General features: G+C 71.2%; 7 protein-coding genes and 1 pseudogene. 4 read left to right on the top strand and 4 right to left on the bottom strand.

Translation table 11 applies throughout. The features are described 5' to 3' along the window. Positions 1–10: 10 nt before the first annotated feature. Positions 11–835 carry a helix-turn-helix domain-containing protein gene (locus tag B1H29_RS06370; protein ID WP_055419299.1) on the bottom strand — a complete coding sequence of 275 codons (825 nt, stop codon included), beginning with the start codon at positions 833–835 and terminating at the stop codon, positions 11–13. A gap of 138 nt (positions 836–973) precedes the next feature. Between B1H29_RS06370 and B1H29_RS06365 the strand changes: the two genes are divergently transcribed. From B1H29_RS06365 to B1H29_RS06355, 3 genes and pseudogenes are all read left to right on the top strand, one after another. Then, on the top strand, positions 974–1,279 hold the full coding sequence (locus tag B1H29_RS06365) for a 4a-hydroxytetrahydrobiopterin dehydratase (protein ID WP_055419298.1): 306 nt from the start codon (positions 974–976) through the stop codon (positions 1,277–1,279). Positions 1,280–1,284: 5 nt separating this feature from the next. Further along, a pseudogene (locus B1H29_RS06360) lies at positions 1,285–2,024 on the top strand (class I SAM-dependent methyltransferase). 86 nt (positions 2,025–2,110) lie between these two features. Then, complete coding sequence (locus B1H29_RS06355; RefSeq protein ID WP_055419296.1) at positions 2,111–3,985, top strand: rhamnogalacturonan lyase; 1,875 nt, start codon at positions 2,111–2,113, stop codon at positions 3,983–3,985. Between the two features lie 15 nt (positions 3,986–4,000). Here the strand turns inward: B1H29_RS06355 and B1H29_RS06350 are convergent, their stop codons facing one another. From B1H29_RS06350 to B1H29_RS06340, 3 genes are all read right to left on the bottom strand, one after another. After that, a complete protein-coding gene (locus B1H29_RS06350; RefSeq protein ID WP_055419295.1) occupies positions 4,001–4,246 on the bottom strand; it encodes a hypothetical protein in 246 nt (81 codons plus the stop codon). A gap of 137 nt (positions 4,247–4,383) precedes the next feature. Continuing rightward, positions 4,384–7,035 (bottom strand): cellulose binding domain-containing protein, encoded by a 2,652-nt coding sequence (locus B1H29_RS06345; protein ID WP_055419294.1) that lies wholly within the window; start codon positions 7,033–7,035, stop codon positions 4,384–4,386. A 247-nt stretch (positions 7,036–7,282) separates the two neighbouring features. Next, positions 7,283–10,204: a glycoside hydrolase family 48 protein gene (locus tag B1H29_RS06340; RefSeq protein WP_055419293.1), complete on the bottom strand. Its 2,922-nt coding sequence runs from the start codon at positions 10,202–10,204 to the stop codon at positions 7,283–7,285. A 511-nt stretch (positions 10,205–10,715) separates the two neighbouring features. Here B1H29_RS06340 and B1H29_RS06335 point away from each other — a divergent pair. Then, a complete protein-coding gene (locus B1H29_RS06335) occupies positions 10,716–12,446 on the top strand; it encodes a glycoside hydrolase family 6 protein (protein WP_055419292.1) in 1,731 nt (576 codons plus the stop codon). Positions 12,447–12,497 lie beyond the last annotated feature (51 nt).

Below are 12,497 nucleotides of genomic sequence, written 5' to 3'. Positions count from 1 at the left end.
CGGGACGGCGTCAGGGCAGCAACGAGTGGAGATACTTGACCGTCGCCGGGTCGGCCGGGAGCAGCGTCTCGATGGCCAGCTCGGCGACGGTCACGTCCATCGGCGTGTTGAAGGTGGAGATGGACGAGATGAACGACAGGGTCCGGCCCTCGTGCTCGATCTGCATCGGCAGCGCGAAGTACGGCACCGCCTCGGCCGGCTCCTCGCCCCGCGCCGTGTCCGGCACCGGATACGCCGCCACCTCCTCGTACAGCGCCCGCAGCGGCTCCGAGCGGTGCAGGGCGATCTGCCGCTCCATCTGCTCCAGCAGGTGCCCGCGCCACTCGCGCAGGTTGGGGATGCGCGGCGCCAGGCCCTGCGGGTGCAGGGTCAGCCGCATCGCGTTCAGCGGCGGCTCGAGCAGATGCTCCGGTACGCCGTCCATCAGCATCAGGATGCCCCGGTTGGCGGCGAGCACCTGGTACGTCGCGTCGACGACCAGCGCCGGATACGGCTCGTAGCCCCGGATCAGCCGCTCCATGCCCTCGCGCAGGGCGTCCAGCGCCGGGTCGTCCAGCGGCGTCTCCGGATAGTGCGGGGCGTAACCGGCCGCGAGCAGCAGCGCGTTGCGCTCCCGTACGGGGACGTCCAGGTGCTCGGCGAGCCGCAGCACCATCTCCTCGCTCGGCCGGGAGCGGCCCGTCTCGATGAAGCTGATGTGCCGGGCAGAGGAGTCGGCGCGCAGCGCCAGCTCCAGTTGGCTGACCCGCCGCCGCTCCCGCCAGGCCCGCAGCAGCGGGCCCACGCCCTGTGCGGTGGCGGCGGTGGGAGCGGTGCCGGTCACGAGTGCGGTCATACGCCGAACGGTAACCGACGGCCTTCCGCGGCGGGACCGGCCGACCCTCCCGACCAGGGCTCGGGCGGCCGTGCTGTGGCAGGCTGAAGGGGACCGAGGAGATACCCACAGGTACCGCCCAGGAAGGGAGCGCAGCCCATGCCCGTCGAACCGCTGTCGCAGAAGGAGATCGAGGAGCGGCTGGCCGAGCTGCCGGGCTGGTCCCTCGACGACGGCCGCCTCACGCGTTCCTACCGGCTCGGCTCGCACTTCGCGGCCACCGCGATGGTCGTCCACATCGCCCAGGTGCAGGAGGAGCTCGATCACCACTCCGACCTGACCCTCGGGTACAACACGGTCTCCCTGGCCGTGCACACCCACAGCGCGGGCGGTGCCGTCACCGAGAAGGACGTCGGGCTCGCCCGCAGGGTGGAGGACCTGGCCGCCGGCCATGGGGCACACTGAACGGTGTGCTCGACTACGACAAGGAAGCGGAGCGGTACGACGCCTCCCGCGGCGGCGAGCCCCGCGCCGAAGCCGCGGCACGGGCCGTACTGAGCCTCGTACGTCCGGACGCGCGCAGCCTGCTCGACATCGCCTGCGGCACCGGCATCGTCACCCGGCGGTTCGCCGCCGCGCGGGAGGGCATGCGCGTGACCGGCGCCGACCTCGCCCCCGCCATGGCCCGCTACGCGGCCGCCCGGCTGCCCGGCGCCGTCGTGCTGGCCGACTGCCGCCGACTGCCCTTCCGCGACGGGGAGTTCGACGCGGTCAGCAGCGTGTGGCTGCTGCACCTGGCCGGCGGCGACGCGAACGTGCGGGCGATCGTCGGCGAGTGCTCCCGGGTCCTGCGGCCCGGCGGAGTGTACGTGACCACGGTCGACAAGGGCGCCTCGCACAACGTGGGCAGCGACATCGACGCGGTGCTGGCCTCCCGTCCGCCGAGCACCGCCCACGACGCCGCCGGCCTCGTCGGGAGCATGCCCGCGCGCACGGCCTGGTCCCGGCGGGGCAGGCCCGCTTCACCGGCCACGGCCAGGGCCGCAGCCCCCGCCGCACCGTCGCCGACCTGCGGCGCGGCTGGTTCGTCACGCTGCCGCCGGGTGACCCGCGCGCCGAGCACTTCGCCACCCGGCTCGCGGCCCTGCCCGACCAGGACCGGCCGCGCCCCGACCCGGTCTTCACGCTGAGGGCGTTCGCGAAGCCGTAGGAAGCAGCGGGCCGAGAGCGGCAACCCGGCTGCCCCGGGCGGCGACTGAGAGACGGAACCCATCCGTCCTCAAGGAGGTTCGTCCCGTGAGGCACCCCCACAAGTACCGCAGACGCCCCCTGGTCCTCGGCGCGGCCCTCGCCGCCGCGGGCCTCGTCGGCGCGGGTCTGACGACGCTCACCGCCGACAGCGCCGAGGCCGCCACGGCCCGGCAGGTCGAGGCCCTCGACCGGGGAGTGGTCAGCGTCCACACCGGTGACGGCAACCTGGTGAGCTGGCGCTGGCTCGGCACCGACCCGGACAATGTCTCGTTCAACGTCTACCGGGCCGGCACGAGGGTCAACTCCGGCCCGGTCACCGGCACCACCACCTACTTCCACCCGGGAGCCCCCTCCCACGCCGACTACACGGTCCGCGCGGTCGTGAACGGCACGGAACAGGGCGACTCGGTCCACGCCGTCCAGTTCCGGGCCGGTTACAAGGACGTCCCCATCAGCCCGCCCGCCGGCGGTACCACCCCCGACGGCGTCTCCTACACCTACGAGGCCAACGACGCCTCCGTCGGCGACCTCGACGGCGACGGAGCGCTGGACATCGTCCTCAAGTGGCAGCCGACCAACGCCAAGGACAACTCCCAGTCCGGCTACACGGGCAACACGATCGTGGACGGCGTCAAGCTCGACGGCACCCGGCTGTGGCGCGTCGACCTGGGCCGCAACATCCGCTCCGGTGCCCACTACACGCAGTTCCAGGTCTACGACTACGACGGCGACGGCACGGCCGAGGTGGCCATGAAGACCGCCGACGGCACGAGGGACGGCACCGGGGCGGTCATCGGCAGCTCCTCGGCCGACCACCGCAACTCGAGCGGCTACATCCTGTCCGGTCCCGAGTACCTGACCATGTTCAACGGGCAGACCGGCAAGGCCATGGGCACCGTCGACTACGTCCCCGCCCGGGGCAACGTCTCCTCGTGGGGCGACTCCTACGGCAACCGCGTCGACCGCTTCCTGGCCGGCACGGCCTACCTGGACGGCTCCCGTCCCTCACTGATCATGGCGCGCGGCTACTACACCCGCTCGGTGATCGCCGCCTGGGACTGGCGCGACGGCCGCTTCACCCGCCGCTGGACCTTCGACACCAACTCCTCCACCAACGCGGGCAAGGGCTACGACGGCCAGGGCAACCACCAGTTGTCCGTCGCGGACGTCGACGGCGACGGCAAGGACGAGATCGTCTACGGCGCGATGGCCGTCGACGACAACGGCTGGGGCCTGTGGACCACGAGGAACGGCCACGGCGACGCCATGCACGTCGGCGACCTCGACCCGTCCCGCGCGGGCCTGGAGGAGTTCAAGGTCGACGAGGACGGCTCGAAGCCGTCGTCGTGGATGGCGGACGCGCGCACCGGGCAGATCATCTGGTCCACCGGTGCGGGCGGCGACAACGGCCGGGGCGTCTCCGCCGACATCTGGTCCGGCAGCGCGGGCGCCGAGTCCTGGTCGTCGGCGGAGAGCGGCATCCGCAACCCGAAGGGCACGGTGGTCCACAGCCGCAAGCCCGCCGGCGCCAACTTCCTGTCCTGGTGGGACGGCGACCCCGTCCGCGAACTCCTCGACGGCACCCGCGTCGACAAGTACGGCACCTCGGGCGACACCCGCCTGCTCACCGGTTCCGGCGTCGCCTCCAACAACGGCACGAAGGCCACGCCGGTCCTGGCCGGGGACATCCTCGGCGACTGGCGCGAGGAGGTCGTCTGGCGCACGAGCAACAACACCGCGCTCCGTATCTACTCCACCCCGCACGACACGGACCGCAGGATCACGACCCTCCTCCACGACACCCAGTACCGCACGGCCCTGGCCTGGCAGAACACCGCCTACAACCAGCCGCCGCACCCGAGCTTCTTCCTGGGCGACGGCATGGCGACGGCACCCAGGCCCACGGTGTACACGCCCTGATCCGTCCGCGAGGCCTCACGCGGCCTCGTCCACCGGCGGGGGCTTCCCGCCGGTGACCACCGTCCTGACCCGTCTCTGCGTCAGCCGCGTCCGGGAGGCGATCACCTCCACCGGTACGCCCCGCCGGTGCGCGGCGCGCAGAGCGGCGTCCCGCCAGTGCTGGTGTCTCTTCTTCGCGGCCCTGCCCGTGACCGTCCGGTGCAGCAGCACCGCCAGTTGGAGCGACAGCCGCCCCGCCACGCCCTCCCACGTCCGCGCCATGCGGCGCCCCCTGTCCTCGCCACCACCCCCGCTCACACCACGGTCGAAGAAGCGCGGCAGGGCCACAAGGGCGTGAAACGGGCGCACTGGTCACGGAGACGGGAGGACGCGCCGCCGGTACGCGCCCTCCCGAAGAATCACGCCTGTTCGCAGACCTGGTCGCCCAGCCTGAACGACGTCGGTTCCGCGTTCGTCCCCGACCAGCTCCCCGTGAAGCCGAAGCCCACCGACGCGCCGGGTGCCACGTTGCCGTTCCAGCCGACGTTCTCAGCCGTCACCGTCGTACCCGACTGGGTGTGCCCGGCGTTCCACATCTGCGTCACCTTCTGATCGCCGCCGAACGACCAGCCCAGGGACCAGCCCGTCCAGGCGGAGGTGCCCGTGTTGGTGAGCCGTACGTCGGCCTGGAAACCGCCCGTCCACTGGTTGGTGACCGTGTACGTCACCGCGCAGGCGCCGGTCGGCGTCGGGTCGGGTCCCGGGCCGGGACCGGTGCCGGCGGTGTCGCCGTAGACGACCCCGCGCCCGTTCGTCGCCACGTACACCCGCCCGTACACGCGCGGGTCGCCGGTGATGGCGGCGCCGGTCCACCCCCACTGGTGGGCGTCGTCGTTGACCCGGGTCCAGGTGGCACCCTCGTCGGTGGAGCGGAAGATGCCGCGGACACCGCCGATCTTCGCGCTGGTGAAGAGGGTCTGGTAGGTCGCGTCCGGTGCCGCCTTGCCGAAGCCGACGGTGTCGGCCGCCTCGACGCCCGGGAGCTTGGTGAAACTCGCGCCGCCGTCCGTCGAGTGCCACAGGCCGTACGGACCCTCCGCCGCCCCGCCGGCCAGCCAGATGTCCCCTTCCCCGCCCGGCAGCGCCTTGAAGCGGACGCTGTCACCGGCGGGCAGGCCGGTCGCCGCCGACGCGGTGAAGGTCGCGCCGCCGTCCGTGCTGACGTAGAACTTCCCGGACTCGAAGCCGTAGAAGGTGTCCGGGTCGACCCGGTCGGACTCGACGACCGCCCCGGCCGGAATGCCGGCCGACGCCTGCCAGGACGTGCCGAAGCCCGTCGTGTAGTGCACACCGGCGCCGTCCGGGCTCCACACGAAGCCGCTGCCGTCCGCGCCCGCCGCGACCGTGCCGCCGCCGCTCACGCCCGACGGGTCGGTCCCGCCGAACCAGTTGGCGCCGTTGTCCGTCGAGAACGCGATGTGCGGCCCCGCGTCCAGGTTGCCGGCCCGCACGACGACGTCCGGGTTCGACTCCGCGAAGTCCAGGCTCGTGGTGGAGGTGAAGTTCGGGGACGTGAACATCATCGACGGCACCTCGGTCAGGCTCGTGTGCCGGAAACCGCCGATGTCGCCCAGCGCGCTGAGCAGCGGGGCGCCCGACGGGGGCGAGGCCAGGTCGTTGACCGCCGTCTCCTCGAGGCCGCGCACCATCGGTTCGATGGCGAACTTGCCGCCCGAGTCCCACTTCGTGAGGTCCTGCGTGCCGTAGATCGTCGCTCCCGTCCCGTACATCATCCGGTCGGAGTCGAACGGGTCGATCTCCAGCGCCTCCGTCATCCAGCCCAGCTTCGGCGTCTGCTCGGGCGGTGTCGGGTTGGCGCCCCAGGTCAGCCACGGCGACGACGAGACGTCCATCGTGTAGCGGTTCTCGCGGGTCGGGTACGACGTGTAGTCCCACGCCCGCGTCCACGTCGCGCCGCTGTCCGTCGAGCGGAAGATCTGCGTGTCCGGCCACCAGGAGCTGTACGCCGTCGCCATCACCGTGCCGGGGTTCTGCCGGTCGACGGTCAGGCCGCTGAAGCCGTAGTAGGTGTCCGCCTCCGCGACCGGGCTGACGTCCGTCCAGGCGCCCGTCGCCGTCGCGTACCGGTACAGCCGGCCCTTGCCGCCGTCGTAGGGGCCGCCCGTGTCGCTGTAGGCGAGGTAGAGGTAGCCGTTCTCCGCGTCCAGGACGCCCTTGTGGGCCAGGTACCCGGTGGGCTGCCCGGTGACCCGCTGCCAGGTCGCGCCCGCGTCGGTCGAGCGGTAGACGGCGTTCTCCTTGTCGGCGACCCCGACGTAGACCGTCTTCGTGGGAGTGCCCGCGGTGCCCGTGGACTCGTCGAAGGTGACCCAGACGATGCCCTGGTTGTCGGAGGCGTAGCCGCTCGTGTCGCTCGGGTCCTGCGCGTAGTTCCCCGGGTTCGGGAAGGCCGTCACCTCGGACCAGGTCGCGCCCGCGTCGGTCGAGCGCCACAGGCCGTTGCCGCTGGGCGCGCCCAGGTACAGCACGTCGTTGTCGTGCGGGTCGACGGCCAGGCGCTCGCCCATGCCCCGGCCCGGCATGTTGCCGCCCAGCTTGAACGGCAGGTCCGCCTTCTCCCAGGTCGCGCCCCGGTCGGCCGAGCGCAGCACCGCGCCGTTGCCCGGGTCCCAGTCGTTGGTGTACGTGCCGACCGCCGCGTACACCCGGTCCGGGTCGACGGCGTCGGAGGCGACGCTGACCACGCCCGTGTGACCCCAGTCGTCCCAGCCGACGTGGTCCAGCAGCGGCGTCCAGGTCCGGCTCGCCTCCTGCCAGCGGTAGGCGCCGCCGATGTCGGTGCGGGCGTAGGCCAGGTCCTTCTCGGTGCGGTTGAAGACGATGCCGGGGACGAAACCGCCGCCGTCGATACGTGCGTTCTTCCAGGTGTAGGTGTCGGCGGTGACGGCCGCCGCCCTGGGTGACTCGGCGGCCAGGGCCGCGGGCGGACCGCCCGTGAGCAGGCCCGCCGCCAGGGCCAGCAGAGCCGTGAGGATCCGGGTTCTTCGCACGGTGGGGAACCGTCCTTCCGTCAGGAGGGGAACATGCGAGGACCGGGCGGTCCCTCGGCGTGGACGAGGGCCGCCCGGCAGGTGGTCCCGCCGTCCGGTGGCGGAACCGTGCACACGGAGCCGTCAGACGTCGCCGTGGACGAGACGGTGCCCCCCGCGCCCCTGAAGGGGCACGGGGACCGCGCGACCGGCCACACACCGGCCCGCAGTCGAACGACCGTCCGATCCTCGGAGCGTCCGGCGGGGACTATTCGAGAAGCTCCGCGTACGAACCCATGGCGAGGGCGATGTCCGCCTGCGCCCAGAACCGGTGGTAGGTGAACGTGGGCGCGGCACCGCCCGCGAGATAGCTCTCGATCTTCGACCAGGCCGGGTCGTCCTGGTAGAAGGAGCGGATCGAGGAGAAGGTCGACGAGGCGTCGATCGTGTCGCCGTTCGGCATGGTGCCGCTCCACCCGCTCGGCACGTACACCGGGTCGTCGAAGCGGTTGTAGTCGGCGCGGGTCTCCGGGACGGCGATGCCGAGCGCGTCCTGGTTGTTCTCCCACATGCCGTCGAGCAGCGCCTTGGCGGTCGCGGCCGCCTCGGTGTCGCCCGAGCGGTCGGCGTAGTACGTCAGGGTCTTGGCGTACGCCGCCGCCACACCGACGTCGTTGGTGTAGTCCGCGACGGTGACGTGCAGCTCGCCGTTGTCACCGGGGGACGAGGCGTTCCAGGTGTCGGGCTGTCCCGACCACTTCAGCGTCGAGGGCATCAGGAAGCTGCCGTCCGGGTTGACCGTGGTCTCCGACAGCGCCCAGTCGACCCACTTGTCCAGGACCTCCTTGGCCTGCGCGTCGCCGCTCTGCTGGTAGTACTCGGCGACCCGTTCCATGGACCACGCCTGGAAGCCGAACCACTGGTTGGACGGCGGGTCGTGGTAGACCGGCTTCTCGTCGTAGTACATGCCGTAGAAGGTCGGCGTACCGGCCGGCGGCGTCGCGTACCGGCCCGCCCAGCTATTGGTCGCGCCGCCCGCGATGGCGCCCTCGTCCGACTGCAGCCAGCGGTAGAACTCCACCTGCCGGTCGAGGGACTTGGCCCAGTCGGACGCACCGGTGGCCGACTTGGGCTTCAGGTCGTCGTAGGTGCTCAGCGCGTACGCGGCCAGCGGGTTCTGGTAGCCGCCGTGGGTGTGGCTGGAGCCGATGCGCCAGGCCCAGCCCGCCGAGGTGTCCACCGCGCCGCCCCAGGCGTAGTACCAGGACAGCAGGTAGTGCGAGGAGTCCTTGCCGGTGCCCGCCGGGCAGCTCGTCGGCCCCACGCAGTCGCCGACCTTCTTGAAGTACTTGTCGAACATGGCGTAGCGCAGGTAGTCGCCCATCTTGGCGGCCTTGTCGAGGGTCCCGGCGATCTCGTCGCCCTTGCCCTGCTCCTCGGCCCAGATGTCCGCCCAGTACGCGGCCTGCACGGCGCGCGCGTCGGCGTCCGGGGCGTTGGTGAACTTCCACTGCTTGGCGTAGGACGCGTCACCGGTGAACAGGTCCAGGTAGCCGTTCGGACCGCCGTACTTGAACGCGTCGCAGGTCGGCTGCGGCACCGTCTCCCACACCGACTCCTGCGCGCCGCGCTGGAAGGTGTTGATGTAGGAGGGGCCGGTGTCCGACGGGCCCGCCTCGCACTTGCCGGGCGAGTTGCCGTAGCCGTAGGTGTTGTCGACGTCCTGGAGCCAGTGCATGCCGTAGACGTCGTCGGTGCCGTACGCCGACTTCAGCTCACCGGCGATCGGGTCCGGGCCGACGGAGACCGCGCCGTCCAGGGGGGCCGGGTACTCGTTCGGCGTGTCCAGCTCGGGCGCGTACGTCGCCGGCTTCGAGGCGTTGTAGGCCGAGTTGGTCGGCTGGTCGGCGTGCGTGGGGATCATGTACGTCTCCATGATCTCCCAGGCGTTGTTGAACCGCGTCCAGTCGCCGGTCACCTTGCCGTACATGGCCTGGAGCCACAGCAGGTAGCTGTACGCCTCGGACGTGGTCTCGTGCCCGTGGTCCGGTGCCTCGACGATCAGCGTCTCCACCGAGTGGTACGGGATGCCCTCCGGCGAGAAGTAGCCGTTCGCCGGGTCGGTGATCTTCCCGTACAGCTCCAGGAAGCGGGCGTCGTAGTCCTTCGCGGCGGCGAGCTGGGTCACGTTGACCGTGGCCTTGCCGTGACCGGGGGCCGTCGACTCGAAGACCGCCGAGCCGGTGCCCGAGGCGTCGGCCGCGATGGTCACCCGCTGGGCGGTGGCCCAGTTCGACGGGGTGAAGGTGAGCGTCGCCCCGCCCAGGACGGTCAGGCCGGTGTTCCCGCTCACGCGAGCCGTCGTCACCGCGACGTTCGCCGCGGGCTGCTTCGAGAGCTTGACCTCGTATGTTCCCGACTCGCCCTGTTGGACGCCCAGTTGGGCGGGCGTGGCCACCACGGTCGGGCCCGAGGCGACCGTGATGCCGACCGGTGTCGAGTCCGCGGAGGCGCCCATGCTGTCGTACGCCTTCGCCACCAGGGAATGACTGCCCACGGTCAAGCCAGAGGCGGAGTACGTGTAGGGCGAGCTGTTGTCGGTGCCCAGCAGCGTGGTGTCGTCGTAGAACTCCACCTTGCTGATCGTGGCGTTGTCGGCGGCGGCCGCCGTGGCCGCCAGCGGGACCGCCTCGCCCTGCGAGTAGACCGCGCCCGCCTCCGGGCTGGTCAGCACGGTGATCGGCGGCTGGTGCGCACCGGCGCAGGCGGTGCCGTTGACCGCGAAGTCCGTCGGGGCGGTGTTGGCGCCGCTGTAGGTGAACTGCCCGCCGGTGGAGACGGCGGCGCCCGCGGCGATCCGCGCGTTGTACGGGGCGTTCTTCACGGTGACGGTCTGCCCGGACTGGGACCAGGTGCCGTTCCAGCCGTTGGTCAGCCTCTGGTTGCCCGCGTAGTCGTACGTCAGCGTCCAGCCGTCGATGGCGTCGGCGCCGCGGTTGGTGAGCGTCAGCTCGGCGGTGAAGCCGGCGCCCCAGTCGTTGGTCCGGTAGTCCACGCTGCACTGAACTGCCGCCGCCTGAGCGGGAGTCGAGCCGGTGCCCACCATGGTGAGAGGCAGCGCGAGGGCCGCCAGTGCGGCCGTCCACAGCCGCCGCGCGGTGCGGCGTCTGCGTCTGTGTCCGGGATGCATGGTGCTGGTTCCTCCTTGCGGCTCGGGGAGGGTGGGGGAGGAGCAACAAGCCTTGAACCAGTGGGAGCGCTCCCATAGTGAGGAGGGGGCCCAGTGCGGTCAAGATGTGTGGAGAGTCGAAAAGATTCGACAGGTGGCGTCGGGAGAAAGTCGGTGACTCCCCTGTTCTTTGCCGTCACTTGGCGCTACCTTCACTGGCACCAGTGGGAGCGGTTCCATCAGTCGACGCGTTCGTCACGGCGCGCCCGAACTGCAAGGAGTCGCTCATGCGACACCCCGCGCTCCACCTTCCGCGTTCAGGACTTTTAGCCGCGGTCGCGGCCTGTCCCACGCGTCATCGGCCGGCCTGCCGGCCCGTACATCCCCCGGGCGGTCCCACCGTGCCCGCGGGCCGTTCCTGACCCCCGATCACGACGGCACCCCCATGCCGTCCGGCAGCGGGCCGCGCCCGGCGTGCGCGCGGCCCGGGACGACAGCACCCGCACCCCCACGAAAGAAGGAACCCGCACTCATGACCCGTAGCAGAACCGCGATGCTCGCTGCCCTGGCGCTGGTCGCCGGGGCCTCCGGCACGGCCTTCGCCGCCCAGTCGGCGAACGCCGGCGCGGCGGCCGTCCCCTGTACCGTCGACTACGAGGTGCAGAACGACTGGGGCAGCGGCTTCACCGCAGCCGTGACCGTCACCAACAACGGCGCCGCCACCTCCGGTTGGTCGCTGGGCTGGACCTACGCGGGCAGCCAGAAGGTCACCAACAGCTGGAACGCGAAGGTCAGTCAGAGCGGTGCCGCCGTCACCGCGGCCAACGAGTCCTACAACGGCACCCTGCCCACGGGCGGTTCGGCGAGCTTCGGCTTCCAGGCCACCTACAGCGGCAGCAACGCGATTCCCGCCACCTTCACCCTCAACGGCGTGACCTGCAACGTCGACGACGGCGGACCGACCGATCCCCCCGACCCGACCGACCCGCCGGACCCCGGTGGCCCCTCCGACCGGGTGGACAACCCCTATGACGGCGCCAAGGTCTACGTGAACCCGGAGTGGTCCGAGAAGGCCGCCGCCGAACCCGGCGGTGACCGCATCGCCGACCAGCCCACCGGGGTGTGGCTCGACCGGACCGCCGCCATCGAGGGCGTGAACGGCGGCATGGGGCTGCGCGACCACCTCGACGAGGCGCTGGCGCAGAAGGGTTCCGGCGAACTCGCCATCCAGCTCGTCATCTACAACCTGCCCGGCCGTGACTGCTCGGCCCTCGCCTCCAACGGCGAGCTGGGCCCGACGGAGATCGGCAAGTACAAGACCGAGTACATCGACCCGATCGCCGCGATCCTCGCCGACCCGAAGTACGCGGACCTCAGGATCGTCACCACGGTCGAGATCGACTCGCTGCCCAACCTCGTCACCAACGTCACGCCGCGGCCGACCGCCACGGAGAACTGCGACGTGATGAAGGCCAACGGCAACTACCAGAAGGGCGTCGGATACGCGCTGAACAAGCTCGGCGACGTCGGCAACGTCTACAACTACGTCGACGCCGGCCACCACGGCTGGCTCGGCTGGGACGACAACTTCGGCGCCTCCGCCGACATGTTCAAGACCGCCGCCAACACCGAGGGGGCGACCGTCGCCGACGTGCACGGCTTCATCGTCAACACCGCCAACTACAGTGCCCTGAAGGAGGAGCACTTCAAGATCTCGGACTCCGTGAACGGCACCTCCGTGCGGCAGTCCAAGTGGGTCGACTGGAACCGCTACACCGACGAGCTGTCCTACGCCCAGGCCATGCGCGACCAACTGGTCTCGATCGGCTTCGACCAGAACCTCGGCATGCTCATCGACACCTCCCGCAACGGCTGGGGCGGCGCGGCGCGGCCCGCCGGTCCCGGCCCGCAGACCAGTGTCGACGCCTATGTGGACGGCGGACGCTACGACCGCCGCATCCACCTCGGCAACTGGTGCAACCAGTCCGGTGCCGGCCTCGGTGAGCGCCCGCAGGCCAGCCCCGCCGCCGGGATCGACGCGTACGTGTGGATGAAGCCCCCGGGCGAGTCCGACGGCGCGAGCGAGCCGATCGACAACGACGAGGGCAAGGGGTTCGACCGGATGTGCGACCCCACCTACGAGGGCAACGCGCGCAACGGCAACAACCCGTCGGGTGCCCTGGGCGACGCCCCGGTGTCCGGGCACTGGTTCTCCGCGCAGTTCCAGGAGCTGATGAAGAACGCCTATCCGCCGCTGTCCTGAGCGGGTTCCGGCATAGGTGACGCCGTCGGGGTCCGGCCTTCGGGCCGGGCC

This window comes from Streptomyces pactum (genome assembly GCF_002005225.1).
In the GTDB taxonomy this organism is placed as follows: Bacteria; Actinomycetota; Actinomycetes; order Streptomycetales; family Streptomycetaceae; genus Streptomyces; species Streptomyces pactum_A.
Note: the sequence above shows the minus strand (reverse complement) of the source record. Positions and strands in the feature narration are given on the sequence as shown.